The 19,370-nt window shown below is 70.2% G+C and carries 15 protein-coding genes; 5 read left to right on the forward strand and 10 right to left on the reverse strand.

The window, feature by feature from the left end; genetic code table 11:
* Positions 1-117: 117 nt before the first annotated feature.
* On the forward strand, positions 118-2,283 hold the full coding sequence (locus ACFY9E_RS07130; RefSeq protein ID WP_390980102.1) for a RecQ family ATP-dependent DNA helicase: 2,166 nt from the start codon (positions 118-120) through the stop codon (positions 2,281-2,283).
* A 312-nt stretch (positions 2,284-2,595) separates the two neighbouring features.
* Entirely contained in the window at positions 2,596-3,207 is a 612-nt protein-coding gene (locus ACFY9E_RS07135) for a hypothetical protein (protein ID WP_390980104.1), read from the forward strand.
* A 292-nt stretch (positions 3,208-3,499) separates the two neighbouring features.
* Here ACFY9E_RS07135 and ACFY9E_RS07140 read toward each other — a convergent pair whose 3' ends face one another.
* From ACFY9E_RS07140 to ACFY9E_RS07150, 3 genes are all read right to left on the reverse strand, one after another.
* Positions 3,500-4,129 (reverse strand): hypothetical protein, encoded by a 630-nt coding sequence (locus tag ACFY9E_RS07140; RefSeq protein ID WP_390980106.1) that lies wholly within the window; start codon positions 4,127-4,129, stop codon positions 3,500-3,502.
* Between the two features lie 68 nt (positions 4,130-4,197).
* On the reverse strand, positions 4,198-4,899 hold the full coding sequence (locus ACFY9E_RS07145) for a ribonuclease HII (RefSeq protein ID WP_390980108.1): 702 nt from the start codon (positions 4,897-4,899) through the stop codon (positions 4,198-4,200).
* A 127-nt stretch (positions 4,900-5,026) separates the two neighbouring features.
* A complete protein-coding gene (locus tag ACFY9E_RS07150) occupies positions 5,027-5,647 on the reverse strand; it encodes a TetR/AcrR family transcriptional regulator C-terminal ligand-binding domain-containing protein (RefSeq protein ID WP_390980110.1) in 621 nt (206 codons plus the stop codon).
* Between the two features lie 187 nt (positions 5,648-5,834).
* Here ACFY9E_RS07150 and ACFY9E_RS07155 point away from each other — a divergent pair, with 187 nt between their 5' ends.
* A complete protein-coding gene (locus ACFY9E_RS07155; RefSeq protein WP_390980112.1) occupies positions 5,835-7,382 on the forward strand; it encodes a DHA2 family efflux MFS transporter permease subunit in 1,548 nt (515 codons plus the stop codon).
* A 361-nt stretch (positions 7,383-7,743) separates the two neighbouring features.
* On the opposite strand, the gene ACFY9E_RS07160 is transcribed toward ACFY9E_RS07155, so the two are convergent.
* From ACFY9E_RS07160 to ACFY9E_RS07170, 3 genes are all read right to left on the reverse strand, one after another.
* Positions 7,744-8,649 carry an ADP-ribosylglycohydrolase family protein gene (locus ACFY9E_RS07160; RefSeq protein ID WP_390980114.1) on the reverse strand — a complete coding sequence of 302 codons (906 nt, stop codon included), beginning with the start codon at positions 8,647-8,649 and terminating at the stop codon, positions 7,744-7,746.
* 12 nt (positions 8,650-8,661) lie between these two features.
* Complete coding sequence (locus ACFY9E_RS07165) at positions 8,662-9,321, reverse strand: histidine phosphatase family protein (RefSeq protein WP_283972814.1); 660 nt, start codon at positions 9,319-9,321, stop codon at positions 8,662-8,664.
* A gap of 191 nt (positions 9,322-9,512) precedes the next feature.
* Positions 9,513-10,118 (reverse strand): DUF4937 domain-containing protein, encoded by a 606-nt coding sequence (locus tag ACFY9E_RS07170; protein WP_390980116.1) that lies wholly within the window; start codon positions 10,116-10,118, stop codon positions 9,513-9,515.
* A gap of 155 nt (positions 10,119-10,273) precedes the next feature.
* Here ACFY9E_RS07170 and ACFY9E_RS07175 point away from each other — a divergent pair, with 155 nt between their 5' ends.
* The gene (locus ACFY9E_RS07175) at positions 10,274-10,807 is read left to right on the forward strand and encodes a TerD family protein (RefSeq protein ID WP_390980118.1); all 534 of its coding nucleotides are present in this window, start codon (positions 10,274-10,276) and stop codon (positions 10,805-10,807) included.
* An 82-nt stretch (positions 10,808-10,889) separates the two neighbouring features.
* On the opposite strand, the gene ACFY9E_RS07180 is transcribed toward ACFY9E_RS07175, so the two are convergent.
* Both ACFY9E_RS07180 and nrdR read right to left on the reverse strand, forming a co-directional pair.
* Positions 10,890-13,784: a vitamin B12-dependent ribonucleotide reductase gene (locus ACFY9E_RS07180; protein ID WP_390980120.1), complete on the reverse strand. Its 2,895-nt coding sequence runs from the start codon at positions 13,782-13,784 to the stop codon at positions 10,890-10,892.
* A 164-nt stretch (positions 13,785-13,948) separates the two neighbouring features.
* Positions 13,949-14,509 (reverse strand): transcriptional regulator NrdR, encoded by a 561-nt coding sequence (gene nrdR, locus ACFY9E_RS07185; protein WP_390980122.1) that lies wholly within the window; start codon positions 14,507-14,509, stop codon positions 13,949-13,951.
* A gap of 622 nt (positions 14,510-15,131) precedes the next feature.
* Here nrdR and lexA point away from each other — a divergent pair.
* Entirely contained in the window at positions 15,132-15,911 is a 780-nt protein-coding gene (lexA, locus tag ACFY9E_RS07190) for a transcriptional repressor LexA (RefSeq protein WP_030845416.1), read from the forward strand.
* Positions 15,912-16,089: 178 nt separating this feature from the next.
* Here lexA and ACFY9E_RS07195 read toward each other — a convergent pair whose 3' ends face one another.
* Positions 16,090-18,066 (reverse strand): helicase C-terminal domain-containing protein, encoded by a 1,977-nt coding sequence (locus ACFY9E_RS07195; RefSeq protein WP_390980124.1) that lies wholly within the window; start codon positions 18,064-18,066, stop codon positions 16,090-16,092.
* Positions 18,067-18,283: 217 nt separating this feature from the next.
* Entirely contained in the window at positions 18,284-19,012 is a 729-nt protein-coding gene (locus ACFY9E_RS07200; protein ID WP_390980325.1) for a GNAT family N-acetyltransferase, read from the reverse strand.
* Positions 19,013-19,370 lie beyond the last annotated feature (358 nt).

Genomic DNA, 19,370 nt, shown 5'->3' on the forward strand with positions numbered 1-19,370 from the left:
AACCTCCGCTTGACCCTGTGGATAAGTCCGATCAGGGACACGTCACCCAAGGCCGGTGTATCCCCAGCTCTCGGGACGCGGCTCCGGATGTCAGTGCCGTCCTGTTGTATGGGACGCATGGAGCACACGAGCAACGCGGAACTGCGGGCGGCCGCTGACGCGGTCCTCACCCGTCTCGTCGGGGACGTCTCGGGGGAGGCCCGGCTGCGCGAGGACCAGTGGCGGGCGATCGAGGCGCTGGTCGCCGACAGACGCCGTGCCCTCGTGGTCCAGCGCACGGGCTGGGGGAAGTCCGCGGTGTACTTCGTGGCGACCTCGTTGCTGCGGGCGCGGGGCAGCGGTCCGACCGTGATCGTGTCCCCGCTGCTCGCGCTCATGCGGAACCAGGTGGAGGCGGCGGCTCGGGCCGGCATCCGGGCCCGGACCATCAACTCCTCCAACACCGAGGAGTGGGACGCCGTCCAGGACGAGATCGCCGCGGGCGAGGTGGACGTCCTGCTGGTGAGTCCCGAACGGCTCAACAACCCGGATTTCCGGGACCAGGTGCTCCCCCGGCTCGCGGCCGCCACCGGGCTGCTGGTGGTGGACGAAGCGCACTGCATCTCCGACTGGGGCCACGACTTCCGGCCGGACTACCGCCGTCTGCGGACGATGCTGGCCGATCTCCCGCCCGGTGTGCCGGTGCTCGCGACCACCGCCACGGCCAACGCTCGCGTGACGGCCGACGTCGCGGAACAGCTCGGCACCGGCGGCAGCTCGGACGCCCTCGTGCTGCGGGGCCCGCTGGACCGGGACAGCCTGAGCCTGAGCGTCCTGCGGCTGTCGGACGCCGCGCACCGGATGGCCTGGCTCGCCGAGCACCTCGACGACCTGCCGGGGTCCGGAATCATCTACACCCTCACCGTGGCCGCCGCCGAGGAGGTCACCGCCTTTCTCCGGCAGCGCGGGCACACGGTCGCGTCGTACACGGGCAAGACGGAGAACGCCGATCGTCAGCAGGCCGAGGAGGACCTGCTCGCCAACAAGGTGAAGGCACTGGTGGCCACCTCCGCCCTCGGCATGGGCTTCGACAAGCCCGACCTGGGCTTCGTGGTGCACCTGGGGTCGCCCTCCTCCCCCATCGCCTACTACCAGCAGGTGGGCCGCGCGGGACGCGGTGTGGAACACGCCGAGGTGCTCCTGCTCCCGGGCAAGGAGGACGAGGCGATCTGGAAGTACTTCGCGTCGCTCGCCTTCCCGTCCGAAGACCTGGTGCGCCGCACGCTCGACATCCTCGCGCACGCGGAGAAGCCGCTGTCGCTGCCTGCCCTGGAACCTCTGGTGGAGCTGCGCCGCTCACGCCTCGAGACCATGCTCAAAGTTCTCGACGTGGACGGGGCGGTGAAGCGGGTCAAGGGCGGCTGGATCGCCACCGGACAGCCGTGGTCGTACGACGCCGAGCGGTACGCGTGGGTGGCGCGTCAGCGCGAGGCCGAACAGCAGGCCATGCGCGCGTACGCGTCGACGACCGACTGCCGTATGGAGTTCCTGCAGCGCCAGCTGGACGACGAGGCCGCCAAGCCGTGCGGTCGCTGCGACAACTGCGCCGGTCCGCGTTTCGCCGCCGACACGTCCGAGGAGGCGCTCGACGCCGCGCGCGTGGACCTGGGCCGGGCGGGTGTCGAGGTGGAACCCCGGCGGATGTGGCCCACCGGCCTGCCGGCGATCGGAGTGGACCTCAAAGGACGCATCCCGGCCGGCGAACAGGCCGCGTCCGGACGCGCGTTGGGGCGTCTATCGGACATCGGCTGGGGCAACCGGCTGCGGCCCATGCTGTCGCCCCAGGCCCCCGACGGGCCCGTCCCCGACGACGTGGCGAAGGCCGTGGTGGACGTGCTGGCCGACTGGGCGAAAGGCCCCGGCGGCTGGGCCCCGGGGGCGCCGGAGGCCCAGCCGCGCCCGGTCGGCGTCGTCACCGTCGCCTCACGCACGCGACCACGGCTGATCAACTCCCTGGCGGCGCGCGTCGCGGAGATCGGCCGGCTGTCGTTGCTGGGCGCCGTCGAATACACCGGCGACGCCCACCCGGGTTCCCGGAGCAACAGCGCCCAGCGGCTGAAGGCACTCGACGGCGCCCTGACCGTGCCGCCGGCCCTCGCGTCCGCCCTGTCCGAAGCACAAGGCCCGGTCCTCCTGCTGGACGACTACACGGAGACCGGCTGGACCCTCGCGGTCGCGGCCCGCATGCTCCGACGCTCCGGCGCGCAGGGGGTGTTGCCGCTGGTACTGGCCGTGCAGGGCTGACGGCTCATCCGGCATCGGGCGAGCGCTCCGGCGCACACCTCTGGACGCCGTAGACCCTCGTGACGTACGAACGTGTCGTGCTCGAACGCCCCATGGGTGGTCCGGCGACACAGACGGTGGGGATATTAGCCGCGCATCATCTGATAACGGTCGGCTGCCTCAATTGCTCGTTGCCGCATTCAAGTTCGACAGGAAGAATTGAGGTCCGCTCCCGCACGGCTCGTCCGCCGCTTTGGCAGGGCTTCGCTGCGGTGCGCGCTCCCAGGAATCCGACCCCGCCCGCAGTGTGGGCGCGTAGCCGAAGGGAGGACCGTGACCTTCGGATTCGCTCCGGCCTCGGCAGCGGCGTCGACATCCGCCGCTTCCGCCAACCGCTTGCTCGAACCCGCGGAATGGGCCGCCGCCGGGATCCCACTCCTGCGCAACCCCCGCGAGATCGTCAGCGGACTGCACGCCCGGCACCACCCGCAGCCGGCGACCGCTGTCGTGGCCGTGCTCGACCCGGACGAGCGGCTGTGCGCGAGCGCCTCGTTCGTGCGCCGTTCGGCCCCGGCCGACGGCTGGATGTTCCGCAACGCGCTGCTCGCACAGCTGCGCCGGGTCATCCCGCACGATCTGCGCCGCCGCACGCCGGTCCGCACCGCGGTGCTGCTCTACTGCCGTGAGGGCGACGCGCGTTGGACGGAGGAGGACGGCGCGTGGATGTGGGGACTGCGCGACGCGTGCACCCTGCACGGGCTGCGCTGCGGGGCGTACATCACGCTGACCCGTGACGGCTGGCAGGTCCTCGGAGAGGGGCGTGGCGGACGCCGCCCTCACTCGGCCTCGGCACCTGAGCCGTTCGCCACGTCGGAGACGCCGCCGCCCATACCTCGCACCGGCGGCGCCTCAGAGGTGTTGCGCCGCGCAGCGGCGGCACGCTGAGTCCAGGACACACTCGTTCCGCACAGGTCCCGGACCACGCCCGCCACACCAGGTTTTCCGGACGGACAGCCGGAGAAGAGCACCCCGCACCGCCCCGGCCGGGCCACGGGCACGGCGGTCCGCCACAGCCGCGGAAGTGCCGGTGCCACAGAAGTGCCGGCCCAGCCGGGTGAAGCCTTCGCGCAACGGAGGCTTCCCGCCCTCCGGGCAGCGTGACGCACCCGCCGTGCGGAGCCCCGGCCACGGCTCCTGAAGTGAGCCCCCGGCGCTCTGCCGGGTGCTACGGCACCACTCAGACTCCCGCGCCGAGCACCGAGTTGATCCGCTGCGGGTCGCCGCAGACGATCAGCAGGGCGCCTGCTCGGGAGTGAGCCAGGGACAGCGCACTCACGGCTGCGGCCTCGGGACCGCCGTTGACGGCGACCACGACCACCGGCCGGGACGCGGCGCGGGCCGCGATACCGGCGTCCGTGTAGAAGACGTCATCGCCGGCGTCGTGCTGGGCCCAGTAGGAGGTCTCACCGAAGGACAGCTCGTGGGCGGCCCACGGGTGCTGGTCACCGGTCGTGATCACCAGGATGTCGCCGGGTGCACGACCGGAGTCCAGCAGCAGGTCCACTGCCTCCTCGGCGGAGTCGAGCGCGCCTTCCACGGAGGCCGGGATCAGCTGGATCTGCGGGGTGACCGGAGCGGCGGCACCGGGTGCGGGACCCGACGGAGCGGGCTTGGTGGCCACATCGCGCGGCGTACGTTGCACCGGCGGCGCCGGCCGGAGAGGGCCGGGACGACCGGGACGCGACGAAGCCGCGGGGCGGGGGCCGGGTACAGGACGGGGGGTCGGCGCGGTGCGGCCACTGGCCGGAGTAGCGCGGGGACCCTGGGCGCTCTCGTGAATCTGAGGCTCCTCGGGAATGAGAGGCATGAGTTGATATTTATCAAACGTTAGTACGGCCCGCGACGGCGGGTGGCGCATGCGTGCGAACGAAACCGTCAGAAATCGAAGCCGAGCTGACCCTCGATTTCCGGAACGCTTCCGTCCACCCAGCTGCGGACCTTCTTGAGGTGCCGCCACTGGGGCAGCGCATCAAGATACGCCCACGACAACCGGTGGTAGGGGGTGGGGCCCCGCTCCGCCAGTGCGGCCTTGTGCACGGGGGATGGATACCCGGCGTTGTCCGCAAAACCGAAGTCTGCATGGTCGATACCCAGTTCGGCCATCATTTTGTCGCGCTGGACCTTGGCGATCACCGAGGCCGCGGCGACCGCCACGCAGGACTGGTCACCCTTGATCACCGTACGGACCCGCCAGGGCGCACCGAGGTAGTCGTGCTTGCCGTCGAGGATGACCGCGTCGGGACGGACCGGGAGGGCGTCCAGCGCACGCCCCGCCGCGAGCCGCAGCGCGGCCGTCATCCCCAGAGCGTCTATCTCCTCCGGGGAGGCATGCCCCAGGGCGAACGACGTCACCCAGGTCCGCAGTTCCTCGGCGAGGGCGGTGCGTCGCTTGATGGTGAGCAGCTTCGAGTCCGTGAGCCCCTCGGGCGGCCGGCGCAGTCCGGTGATCGCCGCGCAGACGGTGACGGGACCGGCCCAAGCGCCGCGCCCCACCTCGTCGACACCTGCAACGATCTTCGCTCCGGTCGTGGCTCGAAGGGAGCGCTCGACGGTGTGAGTAGGCGGTTCGTACGGCATGGCGCCCTTAGATTACGCCGCCCGGAACCGCCCGCGACACCCCGGTCCACCCCGGCGGCGTCGGGACCCTCGCCGGCCCCCGCCGGGCACCGCCCGACCGAACCGCCGGACACCCCCGGCCCGAGCGTCAGGCGCCGTCGGCCCGCAACAGCGGAACCATCAACTGGTCGATCATTTCTGCGACTTCATGATCCTTCCATTCACAGCCGCACATCTTGGAGCGGTACATCATCATCGCCGGCATGGCGTCGAGGACATAGCCGTTCGCAGCCTCGGGACGCACCTCGCCTCGCTTGATCCCGCGTTCGACGACCTCCCGCAGCATCTTCATGGTGGGCTCCACGACTCCCTCGAAGATCACGCCGTGGAAGCGTTCGGCCTGCGCCGTGTCGCATTCGTGAATCACTGAGCGAAGCGCGAGACCCGGGCGGGAGAACATGGCGTCACGCGCTCGCAGACACAGCGCCAAGAGGTCCTCCCGCAGCCCTCCTTCGTCCGGGGTCGCGTCGAACCGCGGCAGCCCGGCACGCAGGGCGTCGGCGACCAGATCCTCCTTGGACGGCCAGCGCCGGTAGACCGCCGCCTTGCCGGTCTGGGCGGCGGCGGCTACGCCCTCCATCGTCAGGCCACTCCAGCCGACCGTACTGAGTTGCTCCAGCGCGGCCTCGAGGATCGCGCGTTCGAGTACCGCGCCGCGGCGGCGGGCGGCCGTCTGGGCGGGAGCATCCGCCCAGCTGGGGGTAACCATCTGACTCTCTCCAACGAACAGAGGAAGCGGGCGTTCCGGGGATGGGGGAGGCGCCGGACGGCCACAGAGGGGGACGTGCCGAACGACGACGCCGTAAGTGAACGCTTGCGTTCACTGTCGCGGACTCACTACCGTTGACGCGGCAGTGAACGCAAGCGTTCACTAACACACTCGTGGGGGACTCACCGTGACAACCTCTCCATTGCTCCAAGATCAGAAGCCAGGCGCGGCACGCCGGGAGGGGCGCCCCGGCATCGCGCTCACCGTCATCGCGGCCTGTCAGCTGATGGTGGTACTCGACGCGACGATTGTGAACATCGCACTCCCGCACATTCAAGACGCGCTCGAGTTCAGCACTACCGACCTCACCTGGGTCGTCAGCTCCTACACACTCACCTTCGGCGGCCTGCTGCTCCTCGGCGGCCGCGCCGGTGACATCCTCGGACGGCGCCGGGTCTTCATGACCGGCATTCTGCTGTTCACCTTCGCCTCGCTGCTCGGCGGGCTCGCCCAGGAGCCCTGGCAGTTGCTGGCCGCCCGGGTTCTGCAGGGCGCGGGAGGCGCGATCGCCTCGCCCACCTCGCTGGCGCTCATCACCACCACGTTCCCCGAGGGCCCGGAACGCAACCGGGCCTTCGGCGTCTTCGCCGCGGTCTCCGCGGGCGGTGGCGCCATCGGCCTGCTGGCGGGCGGCATGCTCACCGAGTGGCTCGACTGGCGCTGGGTGCTCTTCGTGAACGTGCCGATCGGTGTGCTGATAGCCGTGCTCACTCCGCTCTACATCAGCGAGTCCGAACGACACACCGGCCGCTTCGACATCGCGGGTGCGGTGACCTCGACCGCGGGCATGGCGTCCCTGGTCTACGGCTTCATCCGCGCGGCGGACGAGGGGTGGCGGGACAGCCTGACCATCGGGTCCTTCGTCGCCGCGGTGGTGCTGCTGCTGGCGTTCGGAATCATCGAGTCCCGGGCCAAGGAGCCGATCACCCCGCTGCGGATGTTCGCCGACCGCAATCGCTCGGGCACGTACGTGATCATGCTGAGCCTGGCCGCGGCGATGTTCGGGATGTTCTTCTACATCGTCCTGTTCGTGCAGAACGTGCTCGGCTACAGCCCGATCGAAGCGGGGCTCGCCTTCCTTCCGGTCACGGTCGTGATCGCACTCGGCGCGGGTCTGTCGCAGCGGTTCCTGCCGGTGCTGGGCCCCAAGCCCTTCATGCTCCTGGGCTCCGCGCTCGCGATGGTCGGGCTGGCCTGGCAGGCGCTCATCAGCTCCGACAGTTCGTACGTGGGAGGGATCCTCGGCCCGATGCTGGTGTTCGGCTTCGGCATGGGGCTGAACTTCGTGACGCTGACCCTCACCGCCGTCTCGGGGGTCGCCCCGCACGAGGCGGGCGCGGCCTCCGGGTTGCTCAATACGACACAGCAGGTGGGTGGATCGCTGGGTCTGTCCATCCTGACGACGGTCTTCGGCACGGCGACCAAGAACGAGGCGGAGAAGCAGCTTCCGCAGTTCATGGCCGAGGGGTCCGCGGCGCAGAAGGCGGAGTTCGCCAGGACCCAGCAGCTGCCCGCCCCCTGGGGACACGAGGTGCTGGCCCAGGGCATCTCGACGGCGTTCATCCCGGCTGCCGCGATGGCCGCGCTCGCCCTGGCCACGGCCTGGTTGGTGATCCGGGTCCGCAAGAGCGATCTGGAGGCACTCTCCGGCTCGGCCGGACCGGGGCTCGGCTGACACGAGAGCACCGCGAACCGGCGCCGGCGGCTCGGCGGCGGGTGTGGCAGCGGCCCGTCGGCGGTTGCCGGGCCGGTTCGCGACGGACGGTCGCCGGCCGGGGTGCGCACCGGGGACGGACGACGAGCGCAGCGCTCCGGCCGTCCGCGCGCGGCCCACAAACTGGGCGACAGCGCCCCACCAGTGGATCAGAACAGCCGGCACAACCTCCATGACCGCCCCCTCAGCGCGCTCCGGCACGGACCTCCGGCGTGTGCGCGGCCTGGTGGCTCGCACAGCGGATGTCGGGACAACGAGCGGCCGGTCACGGAGAGTTCCCAAGGCGTACGGAGAGTTTCCAGCGGGACGAACGCCTCGGCCGTCAGGCGGACGCGGGCACCCAGTCCGGGAGAGGTTCCGTCCGCTCGATCCACTCGGCGGGCGGCGCCCCCGCCTTCCCCGACGCGATCACGCCGCCGACGATGGCGCAGGTGGTGTCGACGTCCCCGCCGACCTGGGCGGTCGTCCAGAACGCCTGCTCGTAGTCGCCGAGGCTTCTCGCTGCCGACCAGAGGGCGAAGGGCACCGTGTCGTGGGCGGTCGTACGCCGTCCGCACCCCAGTACCGCCGCGACCGTGCCCGGGTCGCCGTAGTCGAGCATGTCACGGGCCCGGCGCAGGCCCGCGCCCACGGCACTCTTCGGCACCAGGTCGATGACCCCGTCGAGGAGGGCTTCGGCGCCGGGCGGTCCGTCGGGCGCGGCGGCGAACGCGGCGGCCGCGGCGACGGCCATGGCCCCGACGACGGCCTCGCGGTGCTGGTGGGTGGTGTAGGCCGAGATCTCCGCCTGGTGGGTGGCCTGCTCGGGATCGTCCGCGTACCAGGCGCCCAGCGGGGCGATCCGCATTGCCGCGCCGTTGCCCCAGGACCCCTGGCCCTTGAAGAGCGCGGCGGCGAGTTCCCGCCAGTCGCCGCCCTCCCGGACGAGCCGCAGCATGCGATTGACCGCGGGGCCGTACCCCCGGTCGAAGTCGTGGTGCTCGGCGAAGGAGTGGGCCAGGGCGTCCTGGTCGATGCGGTGGTGGGCGGCCAGGACGGCGACGACCGAGCCGGCCATCTCCGTGTCGTCCGTCCACTGCCACGGCCCGGAGGGCACCTCGCGGCGCTTCAGCAGCGGGTAGTTCACCGGCACGAAGTACTGGGAGCCCAGGGCGTCCCCGACGGACAGTCCGCGCAGGCAGGCCAGGGCGCGCTCCAGGCGCACGTCGGGGGAGGAGTCAGCGGTCATCGCCCTGCCACTCTATCCGGTGATCCCGTACGGCTCGGGATCTCGCCAGCGGTCGAAAGGCCGGTCAAGCGTGTACTTGCCGTCGTCCCCCAGAACGAGCATCCGCACCTCGCCGTTCCCCGGGTTCGACAGCGACTCGAACTCCGCGACCGTCCAGTGGAACCACCGCATGCAGAACAGCCGCATGGCCAGACCGTGGGTCACGATGAGGACGTTCGGCGGGTGGTCGGGGTCCTCGAAGCTGCGGAACAGGCTCTCCAGGAAGCCGCCGACCCGGTCGTAGACGTCGGCACCGGACTCGCCCTGGACGAAACGGTAGAAGAAGTGGCCGTAGGCGTCCCGGTAGGCCTTCTGAAGGCGGACCTCGTCCCGGTCCTGCCAGTTTCCCCAGTCCTGCTCGCGCAGCCGGGGTTCCTCGCGCACCCGTATGAGTCCGGGGTCGAGGTGGAACGCGCGCAGGGTCTCGTGCGTGCGGCGGTACGGGGATACGTACACGCTGACCTGCTCGTCGCCGAACAGCTCGCGCAGGTGCTCGCCGGTCGCCTCCGCCTGCCGTCGGCCGCGCTCGGTCAGCGCCAGGGCGTGGTCGGGTTCCCGCTCGTAGACGGAGTCATCAACATTGCCCGTTGACTCGCCGTGCCGGACAAGGACGATGCGCCGTGGTCGTGCCATGCCAAAACCCTAGATCGGGTGAGGGCCTGGCGAGGACTCCCACCGCGCTCATACAGCGTAGGTCACACGATTCCTGCACCACAGGTCACACCCGTCGCACGCTTGTCCGAGCGGAACCACTCTCTCCGGGCCACCCGGAGCCATGGCCTCCGGATCCAGCGCATGCGGGACACCGCTGACGCCGTACGGAATCAGACCGTCCAGCTCGGTTCCATGTCCACGACGTCCCCGGTGAGCGCCGCCACGTCCGCCTCCGTCTGGGCCCTCAGGGCGAGCCGTTCCACGCGTTCGGTGCGGTATTTGCCGTGTTCGGCGGCCGACCGCCACATCGACAGCACCAGGAACTCGTTCCCGGGTGCCTCACCGAACAGCCCGCGCACCATACCGGGCGAACCGGCCATCGCCGGGTTCCAGACCTTCTCCTGCATCAGCACGAAGTGCTCTGCCCGCTCCTGGTGGATGCGGCAGAGCGCCACGCGCAGCAGGTCGGCGTCCGTGAAGCGCGGCTCGAAGCCGGTCTTCACGTCGAAGCGGTAGTCGAAGAGCCTGACCTGCGCGTCCTTGAACGTGCCCGCCTGTGCCGACGCGAGCCGGTCGTGGGACCGCGCCATGAAGGAGTCGTAGAAGGCGCGGCTCTCCCAGAACGCGAAGATGTGCGCCACCTCCGGCCGCCTCCGGCTCCAGCCACCCCCCTGCCCGCGAAACCCCGGCTCCCCCAGAAGCCCCGCCCACTTTCGCTGCCCCCGCTCGAAACCGCGGCGGTCCACCACGGTGCAGCGAATCCACTTGACCAGCACCGCGCCATGGTAAGGCCCTGGAGCGTGGCGTCGGTCACTGTCGGCCGGACCGCTCCCCCACGCGCGCACCCCCGCGCGTGGCAGGATGGACAAACAGTCATGACGGCCCGGCAGTTGAGGCCGACGGACGGCTCGGTACGGGGAAGGGGACTTTGGTGGACGGGCTCAACAAGGGGCTTCGCAAGGTCGAGATCGCGGTGCGGTGGGATCCCAGCCCGGCGGGGCAGCCGTCCACCGACCTGGACCTCGTCGCGGCGACCTACTCGGCGGACGATCCGCACGGCGACCCCGCGTACGTCGTGCACTTCGACAGCCGCTCCCCCGACGGCACCATCACGCTCAACCGGGACAGCAAGGACGGCCAGGGCTTCGGCTACGACGAAGTCATGACACTGGAACTCGACCGGCTCGACGTCCGGTACGCGCGCGTGGTGGTCGGTGTCGTCATACAGCAGGGCCCGGCGGAGCGCACCTTCGTCAGCGTACGCAATCCCGGACTGCGCATCCGTGAGGGGTACACCGTCCTGGCGGAGGACGACTTCGGCGGTGTCCTCGGGGCAACGGCCGCGGCGGTCGCGGAGTTCGTGCGAGACGGATCCGGACCCTGGGTCTTGCGCCCCGGCCTTCGTGGATTCGAGGGCGACCCCGTGGACTTCACCAGGACGATGGGCGCGGCACAGCGCCCCTGACCCGCCACCGGCGAGGCAGGTACGACGAGAGGGGCACCGCCCGCGGGCGGTGCCCCTCCGTCATCGGCTCAGGCGCCCGGGGTCAGCTGCAACCGCTGGTCGAGCCGCAGCCCTCGCAGATGTAGCAGGAACCGGCGCGCTGCATCTTCGTACCGCAGGAGAAGCACAGCGGGGCGTCGGCCTGGATGCCGAGCTGCATCTCGACCAGCTCGGCGCTGGTGTGAGCCTGCTGCGGCGCCGGCTTCGCGGCCTCGACTTCGGCCTTCGGCGTGGCGACGGCCTTCAGCTCCTGGGCGCGCGGCGCCGACTGGGCCAGGCCCTCGACGTCGACCTCGTCGTCGGACGGCTCGTAGGAACCGGTCTCGAGGTGACGCTGACGCTCCTCGGCGGAGTGGATGCCGAGCGCGGAGCGCGTCTCGAAGGGCAGGAAGTCCAGCGCCAGGCGGCGGAAGATGTAGTCGACGATCGACTGCGCCATCCGCACGTCCGGGTCGTCCGTCATACCGGCCGGCTCGAAGCGCATGTTGGTGAACTTCGAGACGTACGTCTCCAGCGGCACGCCGTACTGGAGGCCGACGGAGACCGCGATGGAGAAGGCGTCCATCATGCCCGCGAGGGTCGAGCCCTGCTTGGACATCTTCAGGAAGACCTCGCCGAGACCGTCGTCCGGGTAGGAGTTGGCGGTCATGTAGCCCTCGGCGCCGCCGACGGTGAAGGACGTGGTGATGCCGGGACGTCCCTTCGGGAGGCGCTTGCGGACGGGGCGGTACTCGACGACCTTCTCGACCGTCTCACGGATGGTGGCCTCGGCCTTCTCCGTGACCTCGGCCTTCTCCTTCTCCTTGGTCTTCGCGGAGAGGGGCTGGCCGACCTTGCAGTTGTCGCGGTAGATGGCGAGCGCCTTGACGCCCATCTTCCAGGCCTCGAAGTAGACCTCCTCGACGTCCTCGACGGTCGCCGACTCCGGCAGGTTGACCGTCTTGGAGAGGGCGCCCGAGATCCACGGCTGGATCGCGGCCATCATGCGGACGTGGCCCATCGCGGAGATGGAACGCTCGCCCATGGCGCAGTCGAACACCTCGTAGTGCTCGTGCTTGAGGCCGGGGGCGTCGATCACATTGCCGTGCTCGGCGATGTGGGCGACGATCGCCTCGATCTGCTCCTCCTGGTAGCCCAGGCGGCGCAGGGCCTGCGGGACGGTGCCGTTGACGATCTGCATCGAGCCGCCGCCGACCAGCTTCTTGAACTTGACCAGGGCGAGGTCGGGCTCAAGGCCGGTGGTGTCGCAGGACATCGCCAGACCGATGGTGCCGGTCGGGGCGATGACAGACGCCTGCGAGTTACGGAAACCGTTCTTCTCACCGATGCGCAGCACGTCCTGCCAGGCCTCCGTGGCGGCGGCCCAGATCGGCGTGTCGAGGTCGTCCATGCGGACCGCCTCGGTGTTGGCGTCGGAGTGCTGCTTCATGACCCGCAGGTGGGGCTGCGCGTTGCGGGCGTAGCCGTCGTACGGGCCGACGACCGCGGCGAGTTCGGCGGAGCGCCGGTACGACGTGCCGGTCATCAGGGAGGTGATGGCGCCGGCGAGAGCACGGCCGCCGTCGGAGTCGTACGCGTGGCCGGTCGCCATCAGCAGGGCGCCGAGGTTGGCGTAGCCGATGCCGAGCTGGCGGAACGCGCGGGTGTTCTCGCCGATCTTCTGGGTCGGGAAGTCCGCGAAGCAGATGGAGATGTCCATCGCGGTGATGACGAGCTCGACGACCTTGGCGAAACGCTCGACCTCGAAGGACTGGTTGCCCTTGCCGTCGTCCTTCAGGAACTTCATCAGGTTCAGCGAGGCGAGGTTGCAGGACGTGTTGTCCAGGTGCATGTACTCGCTGCAGGGGTTCGAGCCGTTGATACGGCCGGACTCCGGGCAGGTGTGCCAGTGGTTGATGGTGTCGTCGTACTGGATGCCGGGGTCGGCACACGCCCAGGCGGCCTCGGCCATCTTGCGGAACAGGGACTTGGCGTCGACCTCTTCGATGACCTCACCGGTCATGCGGGACGTCAGGCCGAACTTGCCGCCCTGCTCGACGGCCTTCATGAACGTGTCGTTCACACGGACCGAGTTGTTGGCGTTCTGGTACTGGACGGACGTGATGTCGTCGCCGCCCAGGTCCATGTCGAAGCCCGCGTCACGCAGGGCGCGGATCTTCTCCTCTTCCTTCACCTTGGTCTCGATGAAGTCCTCGATGTCGGGGTGGTCGACGTCGAGGATGACCATCTTGGCGGCGCGGCGGGTGGCGCCACCGGACTTGATCGTTCCCGCGGAGGCGTCGGCGCCGCGCATGAAGGAGACCGGGCCGGAGGCGTTGCCGCCGGAGGACAGCAGCTCCTTGGAGGAGCGGATCCGGGAGAGGTTCAGGCCGGCGCCGGAGCCGCCCTTGAAGATCATGCCCTCTTCCTTGTACCAGTCGAGGATCGACTCCATGGAGTCGTCGACGGACAGGATGAAGCAGGCGGAGACCTGCTGCGGCTGGGGCGTGCCGACGTTGAACCAGACGGGGCTGTTGAAGCTGAAGATCTGGTGCAGGAGGGCGTACGCGAGCTCGTGCTCGAAGATCTCGGCGTCGGCGGGCGAGGCGAAGTACTTGTAGTCCTCACCGGCCTTCCGGTACGTCTTCACGATGCGGTCGATGAGCTGCTTGAGGCTCACCTCGCGCTGCGGGGTGCCGACGGCACCGCGGAAGTACTTGCTGGTGACGATGTTGACCGCGTTCACCGACCAGAAGTCGGGGAACTCGACGCCACGCTGCTCGAAGTTGACCGAGCCGTCGCGCCAGTTGGTCATGACGACGTCACGGCGCTCCCAGGCCACCTCGTCATAGGGGTGAACCCCCGGCGTGGTGTGGATGCGCTCGATACGCAGGCCCTTGCTCGCCTTGGCGCTCTTGGCGCGGGAACTCCGTGCCGGACCGCTCGCCGTCTCTGTCATGCCGCCTCCCTGGTACGGGCGAAAACGCCCTGAAGTGCCCCGTTGTTCCCGAGGCACGGTGTTCTGTCTGGTGTTGCGGGCACCCACTCACGTCGCCCGCAACGGGTCTTTGCATCGCCGCCGCCCGGCCGGCCCGGAGCTGCCTTCCGGGTCCGGCCCGCCTGTCAGTCGGCGGCGCCTGCGGGCTCGGGGACGTGGTCCGCCGCTCCGCGCCCGCGTTCGTCTTCCTGGCTCCCCGCAGCCGCGTCCTCGCGGTCTCCGTCATCCGCGTCGGGTCGCCCCGTCTGCGCCCTGAGCTCCTCGATGGCCGCCTCGAAGTCGTCGAGCGAGTCGAAGGCCCGATAGACCGAGGCGAACCGCAGGTAGGCGACGAGATCGAGCTCCTGCAACGGGCCGAGTATGGCCAGCCCCACGTCGTGGGTGGTCAGCTCGGCGCTTCCGGTGGCCCGCACCGCCTCCTCGACCCGCTGGCCGAGCTGAGCCAGCGCGTCCTCGGTGACGGGCCGTCCCTGGCACGCCTTGCGCACACCATTGATGATCTTCGTACGGCTGAAGGGCTCGGTGACTCCGGACCGCTTCACCACCATGAGCGAGCACGTCTCCACGGTCGTGAAACGACGGGAGCAGTCAGGACACTGGCGGCGCCTGCGGATCGATGTGCCGTCGTCGGTCGTACGGCTGTCGACGACACGACTGTCGGGGTGCCTGCAGAAGGGGCAGTGCATGAACTCCCAACCCTCCTCACAGCAGACTCAATAGCCTCGCCGGACCTCTTGCGCCCCACGAAGCAGCCCCAAGCATAGGCGATGGCCATGGGCCTCAAGACCCGGGGGACCACAACTTCTGGGCTGCTGATGCAATCCAACCACTAGATGTGGGGATTGGCTCATACATCCAGGCCGTTAGCGCGTGTCGCCCACGTAAGGGCAGGTGGCGCACGAACAGGCCGAGCCGCACCGGTCCCGCACACCCGCGCAGGCACCGCCGCGAACGGCTGCACCGGGGATACGGCCGTATCCGTTTCGGCACAGCCGTATCGCCGCGGCACATGCGGAGATACCGTGGGCGCCGCGAGGAGGGGACGTGGGACTCCCGCACAGATGGGGGCTGATCCCGGGCCAGGGGAATGCCGGATGGCAGACTGGGGCACCAGTCCGCGAGCGATCACCCCGGCGGTGAAGAGTACAGCAATGGGCCCTTTTGCCCGCCAGGTGGCGCGGCCGCCAATACACCCGGACACATGATCGCGTCAGGTGATTCGCGATTTTTCACTCGAACGTGTGTTTGGCGCAACCTTTCGAAAGCAACTACCGTTGTCCAGCAGGGAGACCATCGAGAGGGGCCGACGTGACCACCACCGCAGACAGTGCCGCCATTACTGCCCAGGACCGCTCCCAGGGCCGACTGGAGCCGGTGCATGCGATGAACGAAGCCACGAACCCTGAGGGGCACAAGCGCTCCCTGCCGGGCCGACCTCCCGGCATCCGGGCGGACAGCTCGGGACTCACCGATCGCCAGCGCCGCGTGATCGAGGTCATCAGGGACTCCGTGCAGCGACGCGGCTACCCGCCGTCGATGCGGGAGATCGGTCAGGCCGTCGGCCTCTCCAGCACCTCCTCCGTCGCACACCAGCTGATGGCCTTGGAGCGCAAGGGTTTCCTGCGCCGTGACCCGCACCGCCCGCGCGCCTACGAAGTCCGCGGGTCCGACCAGGCGGCGTCCGTGCAGCCCACGGACACCGCGGGCAAGCCGGCCGCGTCGTACGTGCCGCTGGTCGGCCGGATCGCCGCCGGCGGCCCGATCCTCGCCGAGGAGTCCGTCGAGGACGTCTTCCCCCTCCCTCGCCAGCTCGTGGGCGACGGTGAGCTGTTCGTTCTGAAGGTCGTCGGTGACTCGATGATCGAGGCCGCCATCTGCGACGGCGACTGGGTCACCGTGCGCCGCCAGCCGGTCGCTGAGAACGGCGACATCGTGGCCGCGATGCTCGACGGCGAAGCCACCGTCAAGCGCTTCAAGCGCGAGGACGGGCACGTCTGGCTCCTGCCGCACAACGCGGCCTACGAGCCCATCCCCGGCGACGACGCGACCATCCTCGGCAAGGTGGTGGCCGTCCTGCGGCGCGTCTGACAGCGCGCGCCGCGTCAGGCCGGCCCTCGAGGCCGCCCTCAGACCGGGCCCCGGGACCCCTGCGCCGGTTCCGGGGCCCTGCGCTGTCGTGAGGCGGTTGCCGAACCCGCCAACCGAGCCGGTGACGCAGGCGAGGGGGCGGCGTAGGGCTCCAGCCCCGCGAGCCGCCCCCCGGGTCTCATCCGTCTTCCGTCTGCCTGGCGACCGCGTCGATCGCCGCCAGCGACTTGCGCACCTGATTGCGGTCCGTGGTGAACCAGAAGTCGGGCAGTGAAGCCTTCAGATAGCTGCCGTACCGGGCCGTCGCGAGACGCTGGTCCAGTACGGCGACCACACCGCGGTCACCCGACGCCCTCACGAGACGGCCGGCGCCCTGGGCCATGAGGAGCGCGGCGTGCGTGGCGGCGACCGCCATGAAGCCGTTGCCGCCCGCGTCCTCGACGGCCTTCTGCCGGGCGCTCATCAGGGGGTCGTCCGGGCGCGGGAACGGGATCTTGTCCATGACGACCAGCTGGCAGCTGGGTCCCGGGACATCCACGCCCTGCCAGAGCGACAGGGTGCCGAAGAGACAGGTCTTCGGGTCGGCGGAGAAGTTCTTGATGAGCTCGCCGAGCGTCTCCTCGCCCTGGAGGAGGATCGGAAACTCGGGGATCCGGGAACGCAGCTCCTCGGCGGCCAGCTGGGCGCCCCGCATCGACGAGAACAGGCCGAGGGTGCGGCCGCCCGCCGCCTGGATCAGTTCTGTGAGCTCGTCCAGCATGTCGGCGCGGTCGCCGTCCCGCGCCGGGCGGGCCAGGTGCTTGGCGACATACAGGATGCCCTGCTTGCGGTAGTCGAAGGGTGAGCCGACGTCGATGCCCTTCCACTTCGGGACGTCGTCGCCCTCGGTTCCCTCGGGGGCGAGGCCCAGGGAGGCGCCCACGCCGTTGAAGTCGCCGCCCAGCTTCAGTGTCGCGGACGTCAGGACCACGGAACGGTCCGCGAAGAGTTTCTCCCGCAACAGCCCGGAGACGGACATGGGGGCGACGCGCAGGGAGGCCCCGAAGCGGTCGTGGCGCTCGTACCAGACCACGTCCCACTCGGAGCCGTTCGTGATCCGCTCCGCCACGTCGTGCACGTTCTCCACGGAGGCGAGGGCCTGCTTGCGGACGGCGTCCTCGTCCTGGACGGACTTGTCGCGGGTCGTTCCGATCGCGGAGATGACGGTGCGGCACGCGTCACGCAGCGCCATGAGGGCGTACCCGAGATCCTCCGGGATCTCCTCGAGGCGTCCCGGCAGCGCCAGCTCCATCAATCGCTCGAAACCTTCGGCGGCGGTCTGAAGCTGGTCCGCGGCCTTCTCGTTGACGAGTTTCGCGGCTCGGCGCACCGCGCGGTTGACCTGGCCGGGGGTGAGCTCGCCCGTGGCGACTCCGGTGACCCGGGAGACGAGTTCGTGCGCCTCGTCGACGATGAGCACCTCGTGCTGCGGGAGAACCGGGGCGCCCTCGATGGCGTCGATCGCGAGCAGCGCGTGGTTGGTGACGACGACCTCGGCGAGCTTGGCCCGCTCGCGGGCCATCTCGGCGAAGCACTCCGCGCCGTACGCGCACTTCGAGGCACCCAGGCATTCCCTCGACGACACCGACACCTGGGCCCAGGCGCGGTCCGAGATGCCGGGCGTGAGGTCGTCACGGTCGCCGGTCTCGGTCTCGTCGGCCCAGTCGCGCACCCGCAGCAGGTCCTGCCCCAGCTTGCTGGTGGGTGCGGCGGCCTCGAACTGGTCGAAGAGGCCCTCTTCCTCGTCCTGCGGGACACCCTCGTGCAGCCGGTGCAGACACAGGTAGTTCGACCGGCCCTTGAGCATCGCGAACTCCGGGCGGCGGCGCAGCAACGGGTGCAGCGACTCGACCGTCCTCGGCAGGTCGCGCTCCACCAGCTGACGCTGCAGGGCCAGGGTGGCGGTCGCGACGACCACTCGCTCCCCGTGCGCGAGCGCGGGCACCAGGTAGCCCAACGACTTGCCGGTACCGGTGCCGGCCTGGACCAGCAGGTGGGAGCCGTCGTCGATCGCTTCTTCGACGGCTTCGGCCATGGCCACCTGACCGGGGCGCTCCGTACCGCCGACGGCGGTGACGGCGGCGTGCAGGAGTTCGGGGAGTGAGGGCTTCGTCATAGCGCGACCACCCTACGACCCTGCACTGACAAACGGGCGATCAAGGCGGGGGCGGGGGACGGGATCAAGACCTGGGCTCCTCGGCGGGGTGGGGTGGTGGAGGCCGGACCGCTGCCTGGGCGAGGCCGTGGCGGAGCTGCCGGAGAAATTCGGGTGGCGGGTGGGAACTGCGGAGGCGCGGGCCGCGTTCGATCAGTGACGGTGCGATCACGACGAGCTACAACACATGCCGCAGAGACCGGTCTCGCACCATGAGGCCGGCCCGCTTGGCAGGCAGGTCGACCTCGGCGGAGAACCGGAAACCGGCGGTCAGGAAAGCGGCGATGGAGGGGGTGTTGCGAATGTCGGGTTCGGCGATGACGCGTGCGCAGGAGGGCCGCCGCGCGAGAACGAGATCGGCCACGGCCCGCAGCAGCCGACCGCCGAGACCGCGCCCGCGGTCGGCGACCGGGCCGACCAGGAGGTGGACTCCCGTGTCATGAGGCCGGGCGGGGTAGTGACGGGCCAGCGGGTCCAGATCCGCCCGGTAGATCTCCCAGTAACTCATCGGCGCTCCGTCCAGCACACCGATGCACGGCACGCTGCGCCCGTCGCCGGCGAGCTGGGCGCGCAGATGGCCCTCGGTCACGGACTGTGGTCCGGACAGCTCCCAGAAGGCCGCGGCGGCGGGGTCGTTCATCCAGCGGCTGACGAGCGGGAGGTCGCGTTCGAGGCGTGCGGGGACGAGGTGGAACACGCCCGCTGGTGTGTCGGCCGGGCCCCAGTCGGCGACGCGGTCGAGGAGATCCTCGTGCCGCGGGACGAAGGAGGGTCGGCAGGGGTCACGGGTCGCGGCGGTGGAGACGGCGGGCTGCGTCGTCCCCTGGTCCCGCCTCGGGGCCGCGTGACCGTCGAGCGGGTCTTCCGCGGCGAGAGCGATGAGCTCGTCCGGGATCCTCAGATCCATGGTGTCCTCGCCGTGCCCGCCCGCCCCGGGCCGCTCATCGGGCAGCGCACCGGGATCCGTGTGGGTTCCGCCGTCGGAGTCGACGCGGCCGAAGCCGTCGGCAGCGGGGAGGCCTCCGGGGCAGGTTCCGGAGTCGGTCAGGGCGTATGCGCCGGAGTCGGTCAGGGCGTATGCGCCGGACTCCGCACCGACACCGGCCCAGGTACCTGACTCAGCCTCGTATGCGGCGCTCGGCCTGGCGTCGGAGGCGGCGTGCGACTCGGAGCCGGGGGTCACGTCGGCCATGACGGGGACGGCGAATCCGCTCTCGGCGATCGGGTCGGCAGGAGGCACCGAACGCTCCTCTCGGAAAGGGAGG

The sequence above is a fragment of the Streptomyces sp. NPDC012466 genome, assembly GCF_042955215.1.
In the GTDB taxonomy this organism is placed as follows: Bacteria; Actinomycetota; Actinomycetes; order Streptomycetales; family Streptomycetaceae; genus Streptomyces.

Bases quoted from the DNA above. Each gene is read 5' to 3' on its own strand.
- ACFY9E_RS07130 (WP_390980102.1), top strand. From the start codon at position 118: ATGGAGCACACGAGCAACGCGGAACTGCGGGCGGCCGCTGACGCGGTC.
- ACFY9E_RS07140 (WP_390980106.1), bottom strand. From the start codon at position 4,129: ATGCCTCTCATTCCCGAGGAGCCTCAGATTCACGAGAGCGCCCAGGGT.
- ACFY9E_RS07145 (WP_390980108.1), bottom strand. From the start codon at position 4,899: ATGCCGTACGAACCGCCTACTCACACCGTCGAGCGCTCCCTTCGAGCC.
- ACFY9E_RS07150 (WP_390980110.1), bottom strand. From the start codon at position 5,647: ATGGTTACCCCCAGCTGGGCGGATGCTCCCGCCCAGACGGCCGCCCGC.
- ACFY9E_RS07160 (WP_390980114.1), bottom strand. From the start codon at position 8,649: ATGACCGCTGACTCCTCCCCCGACGTGCGCCTGGAGCGCGCCCTGGCC.
- ACFY9E_RS07165 (WP_283972814.1), bottom strand. From the start codon at position 9,321: ATGGCACGACCACGGCGCATCGTCCTTGTCCGGCACGGCGAGTCAACG.
- ACFY9E_RS07180 (WP_390980120.1), bottom strand. From the start codon at position 13,784: ATGACAGAGACGGCGAGCGGTCCGGCACGGAGTTCCCGCGCCAAGAGC.
- nrdR (WP_390980122.1), bottom strand. From the start codon at position 14,509: ATGCACTGCCCCTTCTGCAGGCACCCCGACAGTCGTGTCGTCGACAGC.
- ACFY9E_RS07195 (WP_390980124.1), bottom strand. From the start codon at position 18,066: ATGACGAAGCCCTCACTCCCCGAACTCCTGCACGCCGCCGTCACCGCC.
- ACFY9E_RS07200 (WP_390980325.1), bottom strand. From the start codon at position 19,012: ATGGATCTGAGGATCCCGGACGAGCTCATCGCTCTCGCCGCGGAAGAC.